The organism is Idiomarina sp. OT37-5b (assembly GCF_002968395.1).
Lineage (GTDB): Bacteria > Pseudomonadota > Gammaproteobacteria > Enterobacterales > Alteromonadaceae > Idiomarina > Idiomarina aquatica.
This window is the reverse complement of sequence record NZ_CP027188.1, coordinates 559,678-584,164: the sequence shown is the minus strand read 5'-3', so window position 1 is coordinate 584,164 and position 24,487 is coordinate 559,678. Positions and strand designations below refer to the sequence as shown.

12 protein-coding genes are annotated in these 24,487 nt (G+C 53.6%); 4 read left to right on the top strand and 8 right to left on the bottom strand.

The genetic code is table 11. The features are described 5' to 3' along the window. The first annotated feature begins 8 nt into the window (after window positions 1–8). A complete protein-coding gene (locus C5610_RS02670; protein WP_105307681.1) occupies window positions 9–1,181 on the top strand; it encodes a DcaP family trimeric outer membrane transporter in 1,173 nt (390 codons plus the stop codon). Between the two features lie 212 nt (window positions 1,182–1,393). On the opposite strand, the gene C5610_RS02665 is transcribed toward C5610_RS02670, so the two are convergent. From C5610_RS02665 to C5610_RS02645, 5 genes are all read right to left on the bottom strand, one after another. After that, a complete protein-coding gene (locus tag C5610_RS02665) occupies window positions 1,394–2,896 on the bottom strand; it encodes an exopolyphosphatase (protein WP_105305774.1) in 1,503 nt (500 codons plus the stop codon). Continuing rightward, window positions 2,880–4,964, bottom strand: coding sequence for a polyphosphate kinase 1 (ppk1, locus tag C5610_RS02660; protein WP_105305773.1), 2,085 nt, complete (start codon window positions 4,962–4,964; stop codon window positions 2,880–2,882). The genes C5610_RS02665 and ppk1 overlap by 17 nt, the downstream gene beginning before the upstream one ends. A gap of 319 nt (window positions 4,965–5,283) precedes the next feature. Further along, a complete protein-coding gene (locus tag C5610_RS02655) occupies window positions 5,284–6,630 on the bottom strand; it encodes a putative bifunctional diguanylate cyclase/phosphodiesterase (RefSeq protein ID WP_105305772.1) in 1,347 nt (448 codons plus the stop codon). Window positions 6,631–6,637: 7 nt separating this feature from the next. Then, window positions 6,638–9,499 carry an AAA family ATPase gene (locus tag C5610_RS02650; RefSeq protein WP_105305771.1) on the bottom strand — a complete coding sequence of 954 codons (2,862 nt, stop codon included), beginning with the start codon at window positions 9,497–9,499 and terminating at the stop codon, window positions 6,638–6,640. Window positions 9,500–9,633: 134 nt separating this feature from the next. Continuing rightward, window positions 9,634–10,938, bottom strand: a complete 1,305-nt coding sequence (locus C5610_RS02645; protein ID WP_105305770.1) for an alkaline phosphatase — start codon at window positions 10,936–10,938, stop codon at window positions 9,634–9,636. A 360-nt stretch (window positions 10,939–11,298) separates the two neighbouring features. On the opposite strand from C5610_RS02645, the gene C5610_RS02640 reads away from it, so the two are divergent. Then, window positions 11,299–13,869 (top strand): TonB-dependent receptor, encoded by a 2,571-nt coding sequence (locus tag C5610_RS02640; RefSeq protein ID WP_105305769.1) that lies wholly within the window; start codon window positions 11,299–11,301, stop codon window positions 13,867–13,869. A 101-nt stretch (window positions 13,870–13,970) separates the two neighbouring features. On the opposite strand, the gene C5610_RS02635 is transcribed toward C5610_RS02640, so the two are convergent. From C5610_RS02635 to yjjJ, 3 genes are all read right to left on the bottom strand, one after another. After that, entirely contained in the window at window positions 13,971–14,459 is a 489-nt protein-coding gene (locus tag C5610_RS02635; RefSeq protein WP_105305768.1) for a hypothetical protein, read from the bottom strand. 18 nt (window positions 14,460–14,477) lie between these two features. After that, the gene (locus tag C5610_RS02630) at window positions 14,478–16,703 is read right to left on the bottom strand and encodes a S8 family serine peptidase (protein WP_105305767.1); all 2,226 of its coding nucleotides are present in this window, start codon (window positions 16,701–16,703) and stop codon (window positions 14,478–14,480) included. 402 nt (window positions 16,704–17,105) lie between these two features. Continuing rightward, window positions 17,106–18,482, bottom strand: a complete 1,377-nt coding sequence (gene yjjJ / locus C5610_RS02625) for a type II toxin-antitoxin system HipA family toxin YjjJ (protein WP_105305766.1) — start codon at window positions 18,480–18,482, stop codon at window positions 17,106–17,108. A gap of 550 nt (window positions 18,483–19,032) precedes the next feature. On the opposite strand from yjjJ, the gene C5610_RS02620 reads away from it, so the two are divergent. Together C5610_RS02620 and C5610_RS02615 are read left to right on the top strand one after the other, a co-directional pair. Beyond that, window positions 19,033–21,825 carry an Ig-like domain-containing protein gene (locus C5610_RS02620; RefSeq protein WP_105305765.1) on the top strand — a complete coding sequence of 931 codons (2,793 nt, stop codon included), beginning with the start codon at window positions 19,033–19,035 and terminating at the stop codon, window positions 21,823–21,825. A gap of 1 nt (window position 21,826) precedes the next feature. Continuing rightward, the gene (locus tag C5610_RS02615) at window positions 21,827–24,478 is read left to right on the top strand and encodes a TonB-dependent receptor plug domain-containing protein (protein ID WP_105305764.1); all 2,652 of its coding nucleotides are present in this window, start codon (window positions 21,827–21,829) and stop codon (window positions 24,476–24,478) included. Window positions 24,479–24,487: the final 9 nt, after the last annotated feature.

Sequence of the window (24,487 nt, the reverse complement as noted above, 5' to 3'; positions counted from 1 at the left end):
AACACACGATGGCTTCAAGTTCGAACAAGAACAAATTCTTACTTACGGCTGCGGCAGCAGCAGTGATGGGCGTCACCAGCTTCGGCGCTCAGGCGCAGGACTCAGAGTTCACGTTTGGTGGTTTCGTTAAACTCGACATGATGGTATCGGATTATGCCGACGGTGCGGCACCGGACAGTGGTAGCATTGCTCGCCAGCAGTACATTCCCAGCCTGACGCCGGTCGGTGGCGACGGCGATGACATGGCAACTGATTTTCACGCACGTCAGTCACGCTTCTTTATTACCAACAAAACCGAACTGGATAACGGTGAAACCCTGACCGGCCATATCGAAATGGACTTTATGCTGACGCCGGACGGCGACCAGCGTATTTCTAACTCCTACAACCCGCGTTTGCGCCATGCGTTCATCAAATACGGTAACTGGACCTTTGGTCAAACCTGGTCAAACTTCCAGGATTTGAACATTCTGGCAGAATCGGTCGATTTTATCGGTATCACTGATGGTATCGTGTTTAACCGTCAAGCGCAGATCCGTTACACCTCCGGTGGCTTTAGTGCGTCTCTTGAAAACCCGGAAACGACAGTGACCGACGAAAGCGGCAGCCGTATCGTATCCAGCGACGGTTTGATGCCGGACGTCACCTTTAAGTACACCGGTAAAGCAGACAACCTGGTATGGCAGGCATCCGCGTTATTGCGCCAGTTAACTTATGATGTGGCACAAAGCGGCGACGATGAAACGGCTTTTGGTTACGGTGTTAGCTTAGGCGCGAAATACAGCTTTGGTATGGACGACATCCGTGCGTCAATCACTACCGGCTCTGGCCTTGGCCGCTATCTGGGTCTGAACACCTGGAACGGCGCTTACATTGACGCTGACGGTGGTCTGGAAACCATCGATTCTACCGGTATCTCGTTTGCTTACCGCCATTTCTGGACCGAGAAACTGCGTTCAAACGTGGTCTACTCACGCGGCTGGGCCGATAACGACGACGCACTGTTGGGTATGGCTGGTGACATGACCGAATACACCCAACGCCTGGCGTTCAACCTGATGTATTCACCAGCGTCTAACCTGACCTTCGGTGCGGAAATTTCACAAGCAAACCGCGAAACCGAAGCCGGCGTCGACGGTGATTTAAACCGCCTGCAACTGATGGCGATGTATAGCTTCTAAACCTTCCGGACCTTCGGCTGGCCTAGGCGCTTCGGCGGCTTAGGCCTCCGGCGGTTTGGGCGCTTCGCGCGGTTTAGGGCTTCGCCGGGATAGGCTCGCTTTGCTCGCGGTTTGACGGGCGAAGCCCCTATACCCTTGCGCCGAAGGCAGCAAGCTACACCACGAGCGCAGCGAGTCTAAACCGGCCGAAGGCCCTAGATCGGCCGAAGGCCCTAAGTCAACCGATAACCCAACTTGCCCAGGGTTTTGGCTTCGTCGGCCAGTTGCGCTTGCAGCACCGAATCCAAACGGGCGGCTTTGGTCAGTTTTAGCGTCAGTCCGTTTGCGGTGACTTTGACGTCCTGCAACAGCTCCCGATCCTGCCGATCACTGTTAATGATCACCGCTAAACGCAGAATGATCATCAGCTTCAACAACTGACTGTGCTCAAACAACGCCAGCTCAGGCAGCTCCTCCGGCTTTATTTTTTTGCGGAAAAACCGTACCACAGTGGCTAAAAAGCGTTGCTCTTCGGCGTTAAAGCCCGGCATATAGGCATTGGCAAGAATGTAGCCGGAATGCTTCTGCACGCCACTGGCGCTGATGCTGAGGCCCACCTCGTGCAGCTTCGCGGCGCCCTCAAGCAACAGTTCTAAATCGTGTGAATCAATTTGCCACAACGCCGCAGCACGTTGATACACCTGATAAGCCGTGCGCCAGACCCGGTCGGCTTGCGCGCCGTCGACTGAATAACGCTGCGCCAAACTGGAGATAGTACGCTCGCGCACGTCCTGATGGCTTAACACCTCCTGCGCCAACTCGTACAACACCCCTTCGCGCAATGCAGAATCATGGGGCAGCATACGCTCAATGCCGAGTTCTTCGAACACACCGATGAGCACCGCGACACCGCCGGCAATCGACTGCTTGCGATCCTCCGAAATAATGTCGGTCGGCAAATCGCTCAGGTGCTTGGCGGCGATCAATTCATCGCGGCAGTGATACAGGTGCGCCAGCGTTAATCCCAGTGGCTGTTCGCCGGCACGTTTAACCACCCATTGATGAATGGCCTTGATGGTACCCGAGGTGCCAAACACCGACTGAATGGTGTAGCCGGCAAGTCCATTAGCGACCGGCTCAACCTGCTGGCGAACATACACAACGGCTTTTTCAAACCGCTTGGCGGTAAGCTTGCCGTCCCCGAAAAACTGCTCCGAACACACCAGACTGCCGACACTGCGAGAACTGAGGAACTGCGCTTTTTTGTCTTTACCAAAGGCAAATTCCGAACTACCGCCGCCGATATCGATCACCAGCTCAGAGCCTTTTTCGGCGATGGTTTCGCAGACCCCCCGATAGATCAGGCGGGCCTCTTCACGGCCGGAAATCACCTCAATGGGATACGGCATCACCCGCGCTGCTGCCGCCAGAAACTGTTTACGGTTTTTCGCCCGTCGCAAGGTGTGGGTGCCCACCACTTTGACATTTTCCGGATCAAAACCTTCCAACCTCGCCGCACACTGCTTAAGCGCTTCGACACCGCGCTCAATGGCGGCGTCGGACAAATAGCGACCGTTTAGCCCCTGTGCCAGTTGCACCGGCTGTTTAAATTTAAAAATCGGTTGCAACTGGCCTTCCACCAGTCGCGCGATGATCAAATGAAAGCTATTCGAGCCAAGGTCTAACGCCGCAAACTGCGGCACTGCATTAGCCGTTGGGCTAGTCGATGTTGTCATAATCCTTGCCCCGCCGTTTAAAATATCGGTAAATCGCCGTTTGTGAGCGCAGTAACCGTCGCCGGCGACTCGACTGCTGGCGATGATTCAAATCGCACACATAGGGATTGGTTTGCTCGGCATCAATCAGACGAGCTTTCGCCCGGTCACGCCACTGCAACTCGAGCACCTGCATCACGTCCGTACGGGCATCCTTATCACGCACCGGTGCCGCGACCTCAACCCGGAAGTCGAGGTTGCGGGTCATCAAATCAGCGGAGGCAATGAACACCTCCGCCTGTCCACCGTGCGCAAAGTAATACACCCGAGGGTGCTCAAGGTAGCGATCCACAATACTGCGCACCTCGATGTTTTCACTGAGGTCTTTTACACCAGCCCGCAGCGCACACATACCACGGACAATGGCGCGCACCTTAACCCCCGCCCGTGACGCACGATATAACTGCACGATCAAGCTGTCGTCGACCAGATTATTCACCTTGAGAAAAATCTCAGCGGGATTACCCAGCTGCGCTTGCTCGATTTCATAGTCAATGTAGTCGGTCAAACGCTGGCGTAAATTAACCGGCGCCACCAATAGCTCCCGGAAGCGATGCTGTCGGTAGGGCTGGTCGAGATAGTGAAACACCCGCTCAACATCAGCGGTCAGTTCGTTAGCACAGGTAAACAGACTGAAATCGGTGTACACCTGCGCGGTACCTTCATGAAAGTTGCCGGTACCGATCACCGCATAGCGCCGCTCGCTGATGCCCTCCTGACGGTGCACCAGCACCAGCTTGGAGTGCACTTTTAAGCCGTGAATACCAAAACTGACGTGCACGCCGGCCTCGGTCAGCTCTTTCGCCCATTCGATATTGGCCTCTTCATCAAAACGTGCCTGCAACTCGACCATCACGGTGACGTGCTTGCCGTTTTGCACGGCATCGGTGAGCGAGTGCAAAATCCGTGAATTCGGCGCGACCCGATAGATGCAAATGGCGATGCGGGTTACTTTAGGGTCATAAGCGGCCTGGCGCACAAACTCGGTAAAGTGGGCGAAGCGATGATAGGGGTAATACAGTAAAATGTCGCTCTTACGCACCGCATCAAACACATTGTCGTGGTGGAAAAACTTTGGATGCAGCAGCGCTGGCTGACGCGGGTGCTCGAGCGAGGTTTTGCCATAGTTGGGGAACTTCGCAAAGTCACGGGTATTACGATAACGACCACCGGCGACCAGCGAGTCAAAACGGTTCAGGTTCAACTTTTCGCTTAAAAACACCAGCATCTCGTCGGGCATTTTTTTATCGTACACCAGACGCACGGGATCGGCCTTAATCCGTTGCTTAAGGCCCTCTTCCATGCGCTCCAGAATGCTCTGCTCGATATCGTCCGACGGCCGGTATTCGGCATCACGGGTCATTTTAAACGAGAACGCCCGCAACCGTTTAAACGGCACAATGCCGCGGAACAGCTCATCCAGATTGAGCTGCAGAATATCGTCCAGAAACAGTACCTTATGATCCCGTGAACGGCCATGGGTCGGCAGTTTTATAAAGCGATCCATATCATCGGCGGGTACTTCGATCAGCGCGTAGCATTTGCACTTATCGTTGAGGATCTCAACGCACAGGTAGTTTTCGTCTTCCCGAATGGCGTTTGCGAGGTTGATTTTATCGTTGACCAGGATCGGTACCACATGGCGACGAACCTTTTCGATAAAGAAAAATTTCAACCGTTGTTTTTCATCGGCGCTGAGCTGCTGGGGTTCGAGCAGATGGATATGATGCTCCCGCAACGCAACGATGACGCGGGCCAGAATGTCATCGAACTTTTGTTGCAGTTCGTTCACTTTAATCTGCAACTGCGCCATCAATTGTTCTTGCTCGCGACGTTCCTGCGGTGACTGGCTAAAGAAAATACGGCGGCGTACGTCTGCCACCCGCACCTGGAAAAACTCGTCCATGTTACTGGAAAAAATGCCCAAAAAGCGCATCCGCTCAATAACCGGCACCGCCTCATCAGCCGCTTCCTGCAACACACGTTCATTAAACGATAACCAACTGAGTTCTTTATTATAAAACTTCATGCCACCACGCCCAAAGTCGTAGCTTGCGCCTGTGGCGCAAGCTATTACAACATTGAAATGTCGCGCCGGAGGCGCGACCTACAACTCAAAAAAACTTCTCTATAGAGTAACGTACCAAAAGGCCCAACAGATGACAGAAATATTACTACGCACTCGCTTCGCTCGCGCTGGGCGCTACGCTTGCTTGTCGCTGCGCGGCTTGGCGCGTTGCTTGCCTGGCGCGCTGTCGCGCTTGCGGTTTGGGCTCGGCCTTCGGCCATCGCCGTTTGTTGCTTGCGCCTTCGGCGCTCGCAACACCTACATCGCGAGCGCAGCGACCCTACACCGCCCGCAGGGCCTCCAACGGCATCGGTTTATGAAAGTAAAAGCCCTGCAGGGCGTTAACATTAAATGTGCGCAGGTATTCGGCTTGTTGTAAATTTTCGATGCCTTCGACGATCAAGTATTTATCCAGTGAACGAAGCATGTCCAAAATCGAGCCGGTCAATTGGTTATCGGCGGCTTTATCGCCAATATCATCAATAAACGAACGATCTAATTTGACGATGTCCACCGGCAACTGCTTTAGATACTGAAGGTTTGAATAGCCGGTGCCAAAGTCATCCAACGCGATGCCAACGCCCAACGCGCGCAGCGCCTGCAACTGATTCAATACATGCGCGGAATCGGTCACCAATTCGGTTTCAGTCAGTTCCAGATACAAGCGTTGGCTCGGCAAACCCGTGGTCTCGAGCAGCTCTTTTACGTCAGCGACTAAATCGGTGGCGTGCAGTTGACTGGCGGGAATGTTAACCGATAACCGAATGTTGCCGGGTAGCGCGGCAAATTGCTTGACCGCCTGACGCAGTATGTATTGATTGAGTTCGACGATTTGTCGTGACCGCTCGGCAACCGCAACAAACTCGGACGGCGCTACGAAGCCGCTATCTTTTGGCCATCGAACCAGCGCTTCGACCGCGACAATATCGTGGCTGATGCAGTCGACTATGGGTTGGTAGAAAATCACCAATTGCTCGTTATTGAGTGCTAATTGTAACTCTGTTTTTATCGTCAGTTCCCGCTGGTACTGTTGCCACAGTGCGTCGCTAAATTCGGTAACTTTGGCGCCGCCCTGACGCTTAGACTCGCCCATGGCAATGTCAGCGGCCTGAATAGCCTGGGTCGGACTCTCAGTATCAGAGCTCAGCCGGTAGTAACCGATACTGGCGGTCAGCGACATGGGCCGGCTCATTAGCGTAAAGTCATTCGACAGAGTTGCCTGTAGCCGCTCGAGATAGTCCGCCAGCAGTTCAGCGGGGACAACCTGCGAAGGAATGAAGGCGATAAATTCGTCGCTGCAATAACGGCAAACATACACATGCTCACCAAAGAAGGTTTTTAATCGAGATGACACCGTTGCCAACACCTTATCACCACCGTTTTTACCGAACTGGTCGTTAATTGGCTTGAAGTCGTCCATGTCAATAAACACTACGGCTCCGCTAGGGTCTTGCCCAAGTTGCACAGCGATGGCGGTTTCGATGAGCGAGCGTGTCGCCAATTGTGGGGTTGGGTTGGTTGCGCTCAACGCCAGACGCTGACGGCGTTGCGCTACGCCCCACAAGGCAAGCACCAGGGTCGTTATTGCAAATATGCCCGCCAGCCAAGCTAGCAACGTATATGACATAATAGCGTTAATCCTCGATAAGTTGATAAAACTGGCGACCGGTGATGATCTCTTGATCCATTAATGCATTGGCGACCTTTTCGACCTTACTCCAATGCTCAACAAGGGTTTGTTGACAGAGCGCTTCGGCTTCCTGCAACCAGTGATGCAGTCGCGTAACCACTTTGTCAGTAAATGCCTCACGGTAATAACCGGGCAGATCGCGCAACGACAAGGAACCAAGTTCTGCGTCCAGCCCCAGTTCGGTTATCGCGTATTCGGCGATTTGGGTCGCTTTCGCTAAATCGTCACTGGCACCCGCACACGGCTCCAGGCGGGGCGCGTACTGCCGCTCGGATAACCGCCCGGCAAGGTAAACGGCAATATCTTCCAGACACTCGGTGTAGGTTACCCGACGTTGCGGGTTGCTGTCGTAATCACCGTTAAAGGCCACAAAACCTTCCATGTTTTTGCGCGTCAGTGTGTTGATGGTCGTGATGGTTTTGGAGGGATTAAGCACTGACGACACCACCGCATGACCGGCTTCATGATAAGCAATTAATGCTCGGATCTGCTGGGAACGCTGCACTGTCCTCACTTCTCCAAAACGGTGTTGATGCAAGGTTTCTATGATGTGCTTTTCAGACAACTGCCGCCCTTCATGGCTGGCAAGATGAGCGGCCAGTTTCGAGGCCGTGCGCATTAAGTCGGCACCGGTCATGCCCGAACTTAAATCCAGCAGCGCATTACGATCGACAGGTTCTGCTACCGGTAACGACAAGATTTTATCGATAAAAAAGGCACGTGCGTCACGATCCAGGTTGGGTACTTCGATGTGCAAATCGATACGCCCCGACCGCAATAAAGCCGGATCAATGCTGTTTGGCAGATTGGTGGCGGCGATAATAAAAACCGGCTCGTGCAGACTGGTATCAAAGCCATCAATCTCAGACAGCAAGGTATTAATCAGTGCCGGATGGCCATTCTTGTCGCGGCTACCAACGGCATCAAGTTCATCGATAAACAGAATACTCGGGGCATAGCGGCGGGCTCGGGCAAAAACCTCACGGGTAGTCTCAACATCGCTAAACTCGGTGGCGACCAGACTGATGACCGGCAACTCCGCTTCCTTTGCCAGCGCTTTGGCCAGCATCGTCTTACCCGTACCCGGCACGCCCCAGAGCAACATGCCTTTTGCCACCGAACCGCCGTACTGTGAAATTTTTTCCGGGTGACGTAACAAGTCGACCACGTCCTGAAGCTGCTCTTTCACCGCATGATGCCCCGCGATGTCTGCGAAGCTGACGTCTGGGATTTCCAGCCTGATTGCGCCGCTGCCACGAATATCCTGTACCTGCAGGTGCTTATTGAGTAGCGCATCGGTTAAGGTCAGGTGCAACTTCTTACCATCGACGCTGACAGCCCAGTGGTACGACAGGTATTGGTTACGGCGCAGCAACTGTTCCAGCCAGTCTGCCCCATCCGCCCATTGTTCAATGAGCTGCGCCGTTTCTCGACTACGCTCAGACAGTGCGATGTGCACACGCTTGATACCCTGCAAGGCAATCTCGTCATTGCCAAGCAGCAGTTGCAATATTTCCGTTTCTAATATGGTACTGACCGCCTGCGGCGATACGTGCGGCAAGTCACGGCTTATCAACAGCCGACTCAGACCTTGCGTATCATTAGCTTCAAGCTCAATATCGATACCGTAGCGGGCGGTAAAGTCGTCAACTAACTGCGCAGCTGCACGGGTAAAAATCAGTTCATAATCAGCTCCGCTGAGACGTTTAAACGGAATCACGTCACTATCCGCAAACATCGATAACATGGTTGCGGCGGCCTTGCGCGTACTGCTCTGCTCAGCCCGAATTTCCGAGGTTAACAAAGAAATGGCCTGCGCTCGGTTGTCGCTGTAGGTTTGCCAGAACATACGATCGTCATACAAACGCTGCCCGCAACTGGTGGTCGCAATGACCAGTGTGCGCGAAAAATCCACTTCAGGAGGCGCAATCTGCTCCGCTTCCAGGTCGTTGTTTTTGAAAAAACCAAACTGATCCACCAATACGCCATCGGTAAAAATGGATGCCAGCCGGCTAATCACATTGGGCTCGGCCATATCCATGTTCTTCAAGACCACCACCGCGCGCGGGTTCTCCCGCACAAAACTGGTCAACTTGCCGGGTCTGGCATTGCTGTAGGTTGGTTCATTGCCATCGATTTGCGCACTTTGGTTGGCACTTTGCAGGGAGCTTAAATCGAGCTCGAAAACCGGACGAGGATTGTCCTCGTCGGCCAACTCTGACGCCAGCACGCGGGCTAAAAAACCTTTACCACTCTGTGCCGGCCCAACCAACAATGCTGCGGCTCGGGGCCGCTGACCGAGACGACTGACCTGCTGGCTTGAGTAGGTTTTGACCAGCTGTTCAACGGCATCATCTTGACCCACTATGCGTGTTTTGATGCGTTTAATCACGTCGCGGGTTTGCTGTTGCAGGGTCAGTAAGTCGGGGCTGCTAAACTCTTTTGCCCATTCGATGGCTTTCACCAACTGCTCGTCGAGGGTTTTCGCATACTCTGGCGCAATCGTTTCAGTTTGGCCGTCTTCTGCGAGGATATTGAAAAACGCCGTTACCGCTTCGTTTAATGGCAAGGTCATTTCGCGGTCTAGCTGTTGATACGCCTGAAACAAGGATTCACGCTGATCGGGCCTACCGTAATCAATCCCCTGTTCTAACCATAAAAACATATCCGGTTCATAGACATCAAAGACCGCCAGTACGTCGAGCACGTCATCAATGGTCGCCTCAGGTTTCTCGCGCAATAACGCTTTAAAGCGGGTAAATTCTTTGATTAACTTGATAGAGCTTAGGCTCTTGGGATTATTCATTTGTTAAGTTAGAGTTAGTCGCGTTTTTACAGATACTAACTCAACTTAACGGCAGGAAACAGGTTTTAATTGCCAAGCCGCTTGCGCCAAAGGCGCAAGCTACGGTAGGTCGCGCATTCTGCGCGACGCTGTCATTACCGTACGATCTCGATCAAACGCTTACCAATGTCGGTGTTGTCCATGTAACCGCGGAACTGCTCGGCGTGTGGGCCGCGGGCGAAGATGGGTACGTCAACGGCGGTGTGGCCGCTGCTGGTCCAGCCGGTGCCGGTAATGTCGCCGGTAATGTACACCAGGGCTTTGTGCAGCGCGTCTTCACGATCTTCGCCCTGCTGTTCAGCCGCCAACGCCAGCTCATCGACGTACTCCTGCGTTAGCTCAACGTTCACTTTATCGGCAACGTAGTCAGCCCACTTGTCGGCGTCCATCTCCAGCAGCTCAGAGCGCATTGTCGCAATCGAACTCTCAATCGCCATCACCCGGTCTGAGTACCACGCATATTCACCGTCACGCCCCAGCGTCAGGCCTCCGGTCGAGTGATCGGCGGTCATCACAAACAAGGTATTGGGGTTATTTTTAATAAACTCATCCACCACTTCCAGCGCCTTGTTCAGGGAGTCCATTTCGTGTACCGCACAAGCGATGTCGTTGGCGTGACCACACCAATCGATTTGACTGCCTTCAATCATCAGCGCAAATGGCTTATCGTCTGCTGACAACAGACGCAGCGCGGTTGAGGTCATGCGCGCAAGTGAGTCTTTACCTTCATCGATGGCGTGCGGCAAACCTTTAGGTGCAAACAAGCCCATCACCGGCGGCTGCTCAACCTGATCCAGCATCTGCATGTCCTGAATCACCTGCAAGCCATGTTGCTCCAGCAACGACACCCAATCTTTGTCTTCACGCACAAAGTATTGCTGACCACCACCAAGTAGCACGTCATAGGATGCTTCATTCTTGATGTACTGTTGTGCCATCAAATCAGCGATTTCGTTGTACTCGTAACGCGACGGGTGGTGCGAGAAAAACGAGGCCGGCGTAGCGTGGTTAACTTGTGACGTCGATACCGAACCGGTCATATAACCGTTGTTTTTGGCGTATTCCATCACGGTTTTCAGTGAGGTTTTGTCGTTATCCATACCAATGGCGCCGTTGTACGATTTCTCACCCGTCGCCAGCGCCGTGGCGCCTGCTGCCGAATCCGTCACCCAGGTATCGTCTTCCGGGTAAGTGGTCGCCGCGCCGGTCAGCACATCATCAAACTGTGTCGGTGCTATGTTTTTAGTTTCCAAATCCGACATCGCGTATCGGTAGGCGCTGATGAATTCAAACCCCATACCGTCGCCAATGACATAAATAATGTTCGGTTTTTGGTGGTCATCAGCCACTGCTGCGGTCGACAGCAAGGCAACTGACGCCGCAAGAAGAGTGCGTTTCATGTCAGAAATTCTCCACAATAAATGTGCAACGATCGTACCTCGGGAATGTTACAGCCGCAAGACAAACGAGTTTTGGGCTCGCTTTGCTCGCGGTGTAGGGCTTCGCGGTTTGACGGGCGAAGCCCCTACACCCTCGCGCCGAAGGCAGCGAGCTACACCGCGCGAAGCGCCCATACCAGCCGAAGGCTCTAAACCCGCCAAAGGTCTGGAGCGTCGCAGACCCAAGAACGATTAGACGTTCAACTTTAGTATGACTAACAAGATATGATCTTGATCAGGTGTTAATTAAGTGTAATAAAGAATGTGTCATTAAAATGACAAGCCGTTTGTTGTTTATAAAAATCACAGGGAACAAAAACAATGAAAAGCACATTCAAATATTCGTTGTGCGCGTTGGCTATCGGGGCGGTCTTTGCGTCTCCGGTCAGCTACGCACAACAGGATCAGGCACAAGCCGAGGACGAACGCTTAGAGCGTATTCAGGTTACCGGTTCGCGGATTAACCGTACCGATATGGAAGGCGCTTCGCCGGTTGAAGTGATTGACCGCGAAGCCATTGAAGCCTCCGGCTTTAACAACCTGCAACAATTGCTCGAGCGCCTGCCATCGGCCGGTGTGGGCACCTTCTCAACCCAGGGTAACAGTCAGGACACCACCGCCAACGGCTCTGCCGCCATCAGTTTGCGTGGCTTTGGCGCCGATTCAACGCTGGTGTTACTGAACGGCCGCCGCGTTGCCGTTTCATCATTTGCCGAAGGCGTTGCGAACTCTTTCGTCGACATCAACACCATCCCAGTCGCCGCCATTGAGCGTATCGATATCTTAAAGGATGGCGCATCGGCCATTTACGGTTCTGACGCCGTTGCCGGTGTTGTCAACATCATCCTGCGTGATGACTTCGTTGGTACCGAGCTGTCGGTCAGTCACGGCGGTACCACCGGTGACGTCAACTATGAAGAATCGACCATGAGTCTGGTGTGGGGTACCGGGGACGACAAAGGCAACACCACCATCATCATGGACTACTGGAAAAACACCTCCATCTTCGGTGCTGAATTTGGCCGCAACGGTACTGCTAACCAAGCGCCATACGGTGGTAACGACTTCCGCTCATCACGCGGTTTCCCGGGTAGCTTTATTGTCGACGGTGCCGAGCAGCCAGATCCGGACTGCCCACCTGATTCGCTGGTTGGTACCCGCTGCGTATTTGACTATGGCCCCTACGCACAAATCTTCCCGGAAGCAGAACGTGTTGGTGCCATCATTCAGTCACGCCGCGAGCTAAGCCGCAACGTTGAAGGTTACATCGAAATCGCAGCACAGCATAACCGTTCGATGGCCGGCGGTGCGCCAACGCCACTGGATGCAGACGCTGGACTATACGTACCGGCCGATCACCCGAACAACCCATGGGGCGAGCGCGTCGACATTAACTTCTTCCGTACCGTTGATGCCGGTGCGCGTATTTGGGACGTCGAGTCTGACACCTTGCGCTTTATCGCCGGTTTACGCGGTGATCTGAATGGCTGGAACTGGGACGTTTCTTACCAAAAAGGCCGCAGTGAAGGCATGCAAACCGGTTCGCGTGAGCAAGGCTGGGTGCGTACAGACTTCCTGCAGGAGCAAATTAATCTTGGTAACTACAACCCGTTCGGCGGCACCGTTAACGATCCGGAAGTCATCAACAACATCACCACTTCGCTGGTGCGTCGCGGTGAATCACACCTGACCGCTGTAGATGCCAGCATTGCCGGCGAAGCGTTCCAGTGGGGCGATCGGTGGATCTCAATGGCTGCAGGTCTTGAGTACCGTGAAGAAGACGTTTTCGACCAGCCGGACGACCAGTTCCAGCGCGGGCTGATCTTTGGTACCGAATCCGTTCAGGCACAAGCAGCGCGTGATCAATGGGCCGCTTATGTCGAGTTCCTGGTACCGCTGACTGACCAACTAGAGCTAACCGTTGCCGGTCGTCACGATGACTACAGTGACTTTGGTTCTACCTTTAATCCACAGGCAAAACTGCAATGGCGTCCGTCGGACAATGTCACTCTGCGTGCGTCGTACGGTGAAGGCTTCCGCGCACCGTCATTGGCACAAATTGGTTTAGGTCCGTCGCAGGTATCAACGTTCTTCACCGATACCTATCGTTGTGAAGCGGACGGCGAAAGCTGTGTACCATTGGATTACACCATTGTCTTCTCAGGTTCTGACGGCCTTGAGCCAGAAGAATCTTCAAACTACAACATCGGTGGTATCTGGCAGGTAACCGACGCCTTTGATGTATCAGCTGACTACTGGTCAATCGAGCAGGACAACAAAATTGTTCAGAACGATTTTGAAAACGTCTATGCGGAGCACTGTGGCGATCAGAACAGCACCATCTGCGAACGCCGCCCACCGTTACCGGGTGACGAACTTGGTGAGTTAGCGGTGCTGTACAACACTTACGTTAACTTATCCAGCCAGGAAGCGGCCGGTATCGACCTATCCGCGAACTACAATTGGGAACTGCAGGACATCGGCAACATTCGCTTGGGTCTTGACTGGTCTTACATGAGTAAGTTCGAGAAAGACGGTATCGATTACGCCGGCGAATACGAGTACCCGGAGCACCGCTGGACCGGCCGTGCCGAATGGGCTCGTGATACCTTCGGTGTCAACCTGAACCTGAACTACATCGGCGAGTTTGAGGACTATCAGGCACCTGCTGACGTTGAAGCGTCGAAAACCCGTATCGTCGACAGCCAATTATTGGTCGATTTACAGGCTTACTACGACGTAACACCGGAACTGCGTGTAACCTTAGGTTCAACCAACCTGTTCGACGAAGAGCCACCCGAAGCGTTTAACAACGACCTGTACGGCTATGCACCAAGTGTGCATAACCCACGCGGCCGCTTTGTTTACACGAAGGTGAGTTATTCATTCTGATGGCATAGATAGTCGCGCCAAAGGCGCGGCGTACCATTAGGCATAAAAAAACGCCCTCCAAGACCGGAGGGCGTTTTTATTTGTCGCGCAGAATGCGCGACCTACTTAATCACGTGCGGTTCACGAATGTCTTCAACGATTTCGATATCGACGTTGTTAACACCGGTAAACGCCATCATGTCGCGGCGTAGCTGCAACATTTCAGTGCCTTCTGGGGCACGCAGCAGCGCCAGGTTCAGACGACCGTACAGGCGTTCAACGGTCAAACCGAACTGCTGAGCCAGCGCATCGATATCCGTGCCATCCATCAGCACGGAGACAATGCCTGAAACGTATGCTTCTTTACCCGACAGCGTATTGACCATTTCGGTACCAGCCAATAATTGCTCACCTGAACGCTCAGAAAAGTCAACGCCTGCGCGTGGCTCAGGTAACTTAGTGAACTGGTAACCCTTGTAGTCACGATCACCGCCAATAAATTGTGGATTATCGATAGTTTCTCCAACTTTCGGAGTTGGTAATTGTTGTGCAGAGGCACTTGCCGCAATCAGACCAGAGGCTGCCAGTGCAAATAACGTTACTAATTTCATGTCTTTCTCCTGACGCTCTTATTGGTGACCGAAGGCACGAACTTGAATCGCTTCAAGGCGTGACGGTGTGCTGTTGTTTGCAAAGGTTGCTTGTGCTGAACCGCCCAGTGCGCGTCCATCGGCAACCAGGTCGCTGCCGTTGGTGTCAACCAAGCGAACAGTCCATTCACCACCTGACGCTTCACCGTAGAATGCGTTAGCGAGGAACACGCTGTCTTCCAGAATGTACTCACTACACCAACCATCAGCACCAACATTGATTGCCTGGCGGCCAGTCAGCAGTTGCGTGGTCGTGCCTGCAGGTGACGTCACTTCAACCGCCAGGTCATTACCTGCGGTAGAAAGACTACAGCCAGCAAAGTCATCGTTCGCTACGGTCAGACGGAACTGTAAACCTTCCAGTACCAGACCAGCCGGCGCTTCAAAGCTGTACGACGCGCCTTCAGCGTTGTTATCCGGGATCTCAATCGGCGCTTCCGGTGATACGTCCAACCAACCCGTTGAAGCTAATGGCCCCATGCTGCCGGCCGACATTTCTTTCGCCATCCGCACGGCTTCACCGGCATTAACGCGGCCAAAACCGTACTTAATGTTAAAGTTGTAGCCTGCTGCGTTCGTTACCCAGCCCGCATCAGCGACAAACTCACCGTCGCCCACCGGTAAAACAACACCGGCATCATCCGCATCAACCTGAGTAGATGTATTCGCCAGAATGTGACGGATTTCACGTGCACTCAAGTCCGGATTGGCCGAGCCAATCAGCGCAACAACACCCGACGCGTTAGGCGCCGCAGAAGACGTACCGTTGAATGTCGAGGTGTTATTACAGTTCGGGTTCTCAGGGTGACCCGGCGCGTTAAACGGATACAAGCCGGCGAAATAGCCAGGGATACCGGTCGAAGCGTCCGTTGAGTCCTGACGCGGGAAGCTTGAATAGCCGCGTAAACAGGTCGACTGGTCTGTGGTTACCATAGCAGGAGCGGCATAACCATATTCTCCGGCAGGTGCTGAAACAAACACGTTAGAACCGGCGGTAGAATAACTGGTGTGGTTACCGTCCGAGTTAACTGCGGCAACGGTGGTCGTAAAGAAGCTGGCATTAGACGGATCAAAGTTACCGTTGAGGCAACTCAAACCAAGGCTGATGGCGCCCGTCGCGTCACAGATATTAGAAAAGTAACCTGCACTACCGGTGTCGTTAAACGAGTTACCTGCTGACTTAACGTTAAGCGCACCCTTGCCGTCACGTAAGCCCAGCATAACGTATTGTTCGAAAGCTTCATCGGTCGCCGATGAGTACAGGGCAAACGGCACGGAAATTCCGTAGCTTCGGTTGTACGCGATAACCGGGTCACTCTCTGTAATGCCACTGCCTGGCAGGCCGTGCGACAAACCGGCGTTCAACATGGTTTGTGTACCCTGGCCTCCTAAATAGTTGATACCAAAGACTTTCGCCATTGGTGCCACACCTCGGCCACCCTCGTCGTTACCCGCGACGGCCGCGATAAGACCAGCAACCGAGGTACCATGATCACCCATTTGAGAGGCGCTGGTTGGGTCCATTTTATTCATGGCGTTCGGAATGACGTTGAGTGATTTATTCGCCGCAATATTAGCTTGTAAATCCGGGTGATTGATTTCCAGACCCGAATCGATAACACCAACCATCATACCTTGTCCAAACGCGCCTTGAGCATGCGCTTCGACGATGTTCATGTCTTCACCAGCCTGGAACACAGACTCGTCAAAGAAAAGTTCAAGCGCCAAATCTTCCGGATACCCTAAAACTTCAACCAGGAAGGTCAGGAATTCTTCACTTTGCGCATAGGCTTTTTGCCCAGTATTGCGCAGGTGCCATTGTTGATAGGTGAGCGGGTCACCGGCAATGCCAGTTACCTGCACCTGTGCCGTTGTCGTTTCCGTGCCATCACTGACAGAAATATTAATGGTTGCAGGTTCGGTTGTCAGAGGAACGTAAGAGAAGTGACCACTACCATCGATAGAAACCGTTCCGGGGGTTTCTCCTCCTTCAGAAGCCACGACACTTGCTGAAAAAGATAACGAATCATTATTCGCATCGGTAGCGGTCACTTGACCGGTTACGGGGACCCATTGCAGCCCACCGTTTATGTTCTGTGCGCTCACGTCCGGAGCAAAGTTGGTGTCTCCGTCACCACCACAGGCAGTCAAGCCCAGGAGTACAGCCGCCGACAATGCCGTCAGCTTAAAGGTATTTCGAGCCATAATGTCCTCTTCTTGTTGTTTTTATACTTGCACCAACGGTGCAAGCGATAACGATGTCGCGCCTTTAACGCGGCATCAACATTTCTGAAGACACATTCTATTAACTTTTATTAAAAATTTGTAACACGGATTGTTACAAAGTGTTTCAAGCTCGATGTAAGCGATTACATATAGGCTAACAGGTTAGACCTGTAAATTAAAACGCCATTAGTCGCTGCGAATCGACCACTGATCTCGTAGCTTGCGCCTTTGGCGCAAGTCAATCTGCTCAGCGCAACGACTCTTTTCACCGCTGAGGCCGCTGAGTACACGGAGAAAACATTTCTAATGGAAAACCCAATCGGTCGGGTTTTGTGTTTTCCAATAAAAACCTCCGCGCTCTCAGCGGTAAGCAGACTGGGTTTATGCCATCCGCTCAATCGTCCCCGCATAGTCCGTAACCACTTGCAGCTGCTGCGCAGCCAAATACTTAAAATGGCTGCTGATAACACCACTCTCTAACACGCTATGCCAGAACTTGACGGCCGCGACTTGCGCGGTTTGCCAGCATATCTTTGGAACATTCGGGTGAAAACGAATGTTAAACGGTTCCGAGGGTAAATCTCCTGCCGAGGTTGGCGAGTAATGCATCGGTAGCATGTCATAGATCGGCGCCAGCTCATAAGGTCGCCCACCAGAATTGAGCGCTGAAACGTTACCTAAATGCATGTCAGAATTAGCAATAAGTTGACCAAAAGCCCAAGCAACCTTGCACCGGATCACCGCATTTTCGGTAATAACCCCTTGCTGATACAAAACGTCGGCAACATCAGGCCAATGCCCATTAGCCCGCCCGACAAACTCTAAGTCCAAACTCGCAAACGATATAACCCCGACGCGCCCACCCTGCCCAGTACGATCAAACCGCGGAGAGGCAAGCAACGTTCGTCCATCAACATTGAACGCGCGATTATGAGCAGCAACATCGGCGATGACGGTATTCAGTGCAGCCGCCGCGAGTGCTTCTGCATTAAGTAAATCCGCCCACCGATTAGCGACGGAATCAAGCTCCGTTTGCATCACCCGACCAGAGAATTTAACGATACATTCACCCTCATCGAGGGTTGCAACAAACTTAGGCTGCTCACCTTTAGCCGATGAATCAAAATGCTCACCACGCGCTATAGCATCCGCCTTGATGGCCGCTTGCTCATCGCTAACGGCCATATCTTGTGGCCTCTCTAGCCACCGGGAATAGGCCACATCACCGACCAGGAGATTACCAACATGGTCCTGCGGAAACTTCGCCAGCACCGCCAGCGTCGTATCTTCCGACCATTTACTGGGGTCAGCATCCAATAACTCGCCTTGACTCCGCAACTGATTGGCAAAAGAACGTCCTAGAAACCCCTGTGGTCTCATGTCGGACAACCACCACGGCAAAGGCTGATAGAACTTCCACTCCGACAGTACCTTACCGCTAGCATCATTCGCTCGAAAATATTCCACCAAGTAACTGTCATCAGGATGAACGATATTGAGCAAAGCCATTTTCTCCGCTTTGCCGTTAGCATCAACCCGGTAAACTGGCAATACAGAATGCCCCGGGAGCATCGGTAAGCTGCGCCGCAGAGCCCAGCGCGTCGCACGCCCCTGGCCGGCTTTAAGTACTTGTGAACCCAAACGACCCAGCCGCCGCGACACCGTTGTCGCATCAACACCCAAAATACGAGCAATCTGAGCCGCCGACATTGGCCCTGACGTTAATGTTAATACTATGTTGTTATCAAGTTCAGACATTGGTTGAATAGCTCAGGACAGCACTCGTAAAACACGAATTTTGCATCGAAAATGCATGGATAATTTTTATATATAAATCATTGTTATATATATTTTTTACTATTAAAACTCATGTTTTATGCAGGCTTTTATGCATTGATAATTAATAAGCGTTTAGATGTTATAGCAGATGCCGGTTAATTTGTCATCAAACAGTCAACCGCTTACTCCACGCCACAAAAACTTTTTCACCGCTGAGGCCACAGAGTACGCGGAGAAAACATTTCTAATGGAAAACCCAATGAGTCAGAGTTTTTGTTTTCCAATAAAAACCTCCGCGCTCTCCGTGTCCTCGGCGGTGAGCACAAAAGCTTTTCACCGCTGAGGCCGCTGAGTACACGGAGAAAACATTTCTAATGGAAAACCCAATGAGTCAGGATTTGTGTTTTCCAATAAAAACCTCCGCGCTCTCCGCGTCCTCGGCGGTGAAAAACCTCCGCGCCCTCAAATTGTTGCAAATGGGAATAGTTCGCATTATGATCCAGCCCAAATTGAATGACCGGAGCTTTACATGCGAACTTTCAAATATTCTTTCATAACTACAGCCCTTCTCACACTCAGCGCCTGCGGGGGCGGCAGTGACGGCGATAACATCCGCACGGAACAAATCAGCGCCAGCCTGGCCGAAGACACGCAGTGGCAAAGCGACACTCTGTTTACCAGCACCGCCATCGTCATCAGTGACGCCAGCAACGGCAGTATCAGTGTCTCCGATCAACGTGTCACCTACACCCCAGACGAGAATTATAACGGCAGCGATAGCGCCACCGTCGAAGCCGGCGACACCCGTTACCAGCTCAGCTTTACCGTCACCCCCGTTAATGACGCTCCAGAAGTCACCAGCACCCGCATCAGCCTTATCGATGAGCAGACCTACCGCGGTGAGCTGCAAGTCACTGATGTCGACGGCGACGACGTTTCGCTCAGCGTTGCAACTCAACCTGAAAAAGGCACCATCGCGCTTGGCAGTGACGGCGTGTTTGACTATACCCTCGACGAACTCAGCCTACCCGCCGAAAACTTTGTAGTCAGCGCCAGCGACGGCACCGTCAGCGTCGACGTTACCGTCGATTTGATCCCGGCCTACAGCAGCAACAGCGAGAAAGCCGCGTACTATTATCGCTCTGCGCAATCGCACCTCAACGCCGCGGAACAGCGTTTGACGCAACTCAGCGACGACGTTATCGCCCAGCCGGCGCTCATCGCTTTGGCCAGCGGCTACCAGCAGGGAGCACTGGCAACTCAGGCGAATGAAATTATCAACAACCGTATCAACTCACAGCAGGGTAAAGCCGAAGCGTTCCGCACCCTGGCTCTGACCCACGATCGCTTTAACCAAACCGATCAGGCACGGCAACGACGCCTCAGCAGTTTTGAGCAATACCAAAGTTACATCGCTGACAACGGCATCAATAACCTGCGCCCGGCCGACAGCCAATTTCTGCTCGGCCTGATCAACGACTTCAACGACGCCAATGACAGCGGCGGCGCGGCTCCCATCATTGCGTTTCTTGACACCTTGGCAACTGAGCTTGGTGGCATCGATAACGAGTACAGCACCGAGTTCGGCTTTATCGTCACCAGCTACCGCAACAACGCCGCGGCACTGATCCAACGCTATGTCGACGATCGCAGCCAGGCTAACTTTGATGCCGCCCTCGCGGCCGCTGAGAACGTCTCGCGATTGGTACGCCAAACTGGTTATCAGATCCAACGAAACGGCGATAACGCCGGTGAAATCAAATACCAACTCGCGCCGCTGTATGGTAGCTTCGCGCTGGATTACTTTCTTACTCTTGGCGAGTTCGAAGCCGCCAAGGAGTTGCTGGCATGGACGCTCTCCTATTACACCGACGCCGATTATGACCCGGATTACAGCTACCCGGCCAAACCTAACGCAGACGTAACACTGCAGGAGTTCGACTTCCCGCTGGTGCAGGCCGCGCGCTACTTCGCGTTACTGTATCCCGAACTGGAAAACCTGCCGCTGGCACTGATCCCCGCTGACAGCCGCAGTAAGGCTCGCGCTGAGGATAATGTGAACGAAGCACGGGCGTTGGCCACCATTCTTAACGGTGACGGCAGCAACGCCGACATCGAGCAGGCCATCGCGCTGATTGAACAAGCCTACCCCGACGATCTGCGCGGGCGTCAGGAAGCGTTTTCCGGCCGTACCGCGAATTCACCTTATACCGGTGGTTTGTTGGCACAAATGAACTATCAGCAGGCGGCCGCGGCCATGCTCGAAGCCGGCATTACGCTGATGCAAAGCGACGCGTATCTGGCGGAACAAACCTCGCGCCTGTACACCACCAGTACCCGCGGGTGTCTTAAATACCTGCAGTACGCAGCCAACCTGAGCCTCGATGACAGCACAGCAGCGGATCTGAACACCACCATCATCAGCGCCTGCAACACCATCGCCGACAAGCTGTTTGGTCAACCCGACGGGGTCATCATCACCGCCGCTGATCAAATTGAAGCATACATCGATATCGCCGATCTGTATCAATTTGTCGGCGATAGCGAAGGGCAATTAGCGCAGTTAGATCGAGCACAACAGGCACTGCAGCAATTACCGACGGAAACCGATGATCAATGGCAAACGCTGGAGCCGCTGACGCTGCGCCTAGCTCGTGCTTATGGTTCTGCGGCCGCGTTCGAGCCAATGCTGGCGTTACTGGAACCATTGCAACAGCGCTGGAGCGACAGCGAGCACCCCGCTTATCCACAACTCAGCGAGAGCGCCGTCAATACCTTAGCCGCTCACCTTAGCGTGATCGCCGCGGTAGACGGTGACGACGAAACCGTATTCGAGCGGCCGTCACTGATTGAACAGGTGCGCGCGGCCGTCGGCGTCGAGCTGGAAGCTTCAGTCTATCAGCAGCTACTGACTCGTTTTGACGCGCTGACCACCGCCCTCAGTGATGAACTGATTGACCGCTTCGAACAGTTACCGGCGGCTGCACAGGTCAGCACGGCCGAGGACGTCATCACGGCACTCAGTGCACAGCGTCGTTACGCGGACGCTGAGCGTCTCGCGCAACTGAGCAGCTTCGGTGCCGCCGAAGTCGAGCAACTGTTGGCAACCGTCAGCCTGCAACAAGCACAACAGGATGACTTCCCAGCAACCGCAGTTGCCAGCGTCGACACCGACCAGGATGGTTTGGCCAACTTCTTCGCCGAACAAGCTACGGACGAAGCCATCGAAGCCAGTGGCATCAGCGCCGATAACGATGCTGATAACGACGGCATTGTCGACGAGGATGACCCGGCACCGCTAAGCGCCGACGACGGAGTCTGATATGCGTAGCTTATCGCTGTTCGCCACCTTAACGTTAACATTAGCGGCCGCACTGAGTTTCGGTGCGGCCGCCGAGACCGACACCGATGCGAACGAACAACCTGACGCTAACGTCGACGTCGATGAGCGCATCGAAGTACTGGGCTATCGCTGGTTTCCTGAAACCCTCTCGCTCAGCGGCCGCTATGATTTAAGCCGCGAGTTTCTGACGTTTCGCAACCAGGGCAACGGTAACATCACCGATATGCTGACGTTCCTACCCGGCGTGCAAGTGTCAGAAGAGGCCTACAACATCGATCTGCAGCAGGAAATCCGCAGTCAGTTGATTTCGATTTCCGGCGCCCAACCCTGGCAGACCGGCTTTTATTTTGACGGTCTGGCCAACAATTCACGCATCGACCCGGCAGCCGCATCGCGTTCCACAGCATCCGTGAATGACGTACAGGGACACCCGCAAAACCAGTTTATTAACCAAGAACTTGTGCAACAAGTGACGGTGTTTGACAGCAATATCCCGGCCTCCTACGGCGGTTTCAGCGGCGGCGTGGTCGATGTTCAGGCGCGTCAGCTGAGCGATTTTAAGGAACCCAGCGTCAGTCTGCGCTACCGCCGCTCGCTCAGCGATTGGAATGAATACCGGTACTACGACTTGCGTGGCACGCTGTCCGACGACCAACTGCAACAACAGGCCGAACGGGAGGATGACATTGAGATCCCCGACTTCGCCAAACAGACACTAGGTCTCAGCGTCGCATTACCGCTAAACGACGAACACGCACTGTTTGCCTCGGTGAATCAGACCACCTCCACCATTGGTGAAATTTCGTTGTTCGAACCAGTGCAAACCGAGCGCCGTTCACTCTCCAGCCTTCTTAAGTACAGCTATACCCCTGGCGCTGAGGCACTGTTCGATCGGATCAGCGTCAGCGCGTCCTATTCCCCTTATCAGGGCGACTATGTATTAACGGACGTCAAAGATTCCCGCTATACCCAGGACGGTGGTGGCCACCAACTCAGCATCAGCGCCGAAAAACAATGGCAACGCTGGCAAGGCACCGCCCGACTGGGCTATTCGTTCAGTGAAAACAGCCGGCAGGCGCCCAATTATTACCGTCCCTGGTTCCGCGCAGCGGGCAAAGACTGGGGTACTTTTGTCGGTGATAAAGCTTTAAGCATCGAAGGCGGCTACGGCGATTTGGATAAAACCCAGCAGGATCTCAGCGCCCGCATCAGCCTTAACCGTGATGCCTTTGATATCGGCGCGGCCAGCCACGAACTCAGCCTTGGCGCCAGCGCTAACCTGCTGACCATCGAGCGTAATCGTAGCAGTACCGCCGTGGTCTATAACGCACCGTTCCGTGACGCCAACATCGACTGTAACGGCCAAACGCTGGACTGTGTTGAGCAGCAACTGGCGATGCCACTCGAGCAACTGGCGGCTCAGCTGGGCGGCAACATCGACTTATCCAACCCTGAGCATCTGCAGGCATACCAGGACAATCTGCTGCAACGCGGTCAGTTCTTCCGCTATCGTCGCGTCTACCCAATCGAGAACATCGAAGTGACCATGAACGAGTTCAGCGTCTACGCCGATGACCAAATCCGCTGGCACGATTGGGATCTGCGCCTCGGACTGCGAGCCGATTACAACGATTTTCTCGCCAATATCGATGTCGCACCGCGGCTGCAACTGGGTTATCAACCGCTTGCAGGAACCCGTTTAATTGCCGGCGCTAACCGCTATTACTCGGCCAACCTGGTCACTTACAAACTGCGTGAAGCGCGGCGCCCTTATCTGACTCAGTTTCGTCCCATCAGCCAGGGACAAGTTGGCAACTGGGCAACCTCAGCACAGGCGGAACGGTTTCGCTATCAGTTTGAGGACGTCAGTACCCCCTACAACGACGAACTCAGCCTGGCCTTTAAGCAACGATTGTTCGGTGGAGTGCTGTCGGTTAAAGGGGTAAAACGCTGGCAACGCGAGCAACTGGCTCGCGGCAGCACGCAACAGCAGGACGGCATCACCTACATAACCGCCACTAATGCCGGCAGCGGCGAGTACCAACGGTTGACGCTGTCGTATCAGTATCGATGGAATGAACATGAGTTCTGGCTGCACACCAGTCACAGCGAAAACCTCAGTTCCAGTTCGTCCTATGACCGCTCGGTGGACTCGGTGCCTGAAGATGAAATTGTGGCGTATCTCAGTGCCACGGGTAATGGCCGTTATCAGCTCATCAGTTTGGATGATCTGAACCGTTTAAACGAGGATTTCAGTCGACCGCTGGTGGCGAGTCTGTCGGTGCACAGTCAGTGGAGCGATGCGCTGAGAAGCTCGCTAACAGTGAGTTATCAGGGCGACTACACACGTGCGGTGGACACCGGCAGTTGGTATTTTGCTGAGCGTGATCAGCTCTGTACGCAGTGCGAGGACGTTGAACTGGCATACCCGGTGTATCAGGACGCGGAACGCCCGGCTCGTACCATGGTCAGTGCCAATGTGCAGTATCAGCTGGAGCTAATGGCGCGGCCGCTGACCCTGAGTGTGGAAATTGACAATGTGCTCAATCAGCGCACCTATTCCGTCGCCGAAGGTCAGCAAGGGCTGGAAAGCGGCCGTAGTTTCTGGTTGGGGGCGGAATACCGATGGTAATGTCGATTG

Bases quoted from the DNA above. Each gene is read 5' to 3' on its own strand.
- C5610_RS02670 (WP_105307681.1), top strand. From the start codon at position 9: ATGGCTTCAAGTTCGAACAAGAACAAATTCTTACTTACGGCTGCGGCA.
- C5610_RS02665 (WP_105305774.1), bottom strand. From the start codon at position 2,896: ATGACAACATCGACTAGCCCAACGGCTAATGCAGTGCCGCAGTTTGCG.
- ppk1 (WP_105305773.1), bottom strand. From the start codon at position 4,964: ATGAAGTTTTATAATAAAGAACTCAGTTGGTTATCGTTTAATGAACGT.
- C5610_RS02655 (WP_105305772.1), bottom strand. From the start codon at position 6,630: ATGTCATATACGTTGCTAGCTTGGCTGGCGGGCATATTTGCAATAACG.
- C5610_RS02650 (WP_105305771.1), bottom strand. From the start codon at position 9,499: ATGAATAATCCCAAGAGCCTAAGCTCTATCAAGTTAATCAAAGAATTT.
- C5610_RS02645 (WP_105305770.1), bottom strand. From the start codon at position 10,938: ATGAAACGCACTCTTCTTGCGGCGTCAGTTGCCTTGCTGTCGACCGCA.
- C5610_RS02640 (WP_105305769.1), top strand. From the start codon at position 11,299: ATGAAAAGCACATTCAAATATTCGTTGTGCGCGTTGGCTATCGGGGCG.
- C5610_RS02635 (WP_105305768.1), bottom strand. From the start codon at position 14,459: ATGAAATTAGTAACGTTATTTGCACTGGCAGCCTCTGGTCTGATTGCG.
- C5610_RS02630 (WP_105305767.1), bottom strand. From the start codon at position 16,703: ATGGCTCGAAATACCTTTAAGCTGACGGCATTGTCGGCGGCTGTACTC.
- yjjJ (WP_105305766.1), bottom strand. From the start codon at position 18,482: ATGTCTGAACTTGATAACAACATAGTATTAACATTAACGTCAGGGCCA.
- C5610_RS02620 (WP_105305765.1), top strand. From the start codon at position 19,033: ATGCGAACTTTCAAATATTCTTTCATAACTACAGCCCTTCTCACACTC.
- C5610_RS02615 (WP_105305764.1), top strand. From the start codon at position 21,827: ATGCGTAGCTTATCGCTGTTCGCCACCTTAACGTTAACATTAGCGGCC.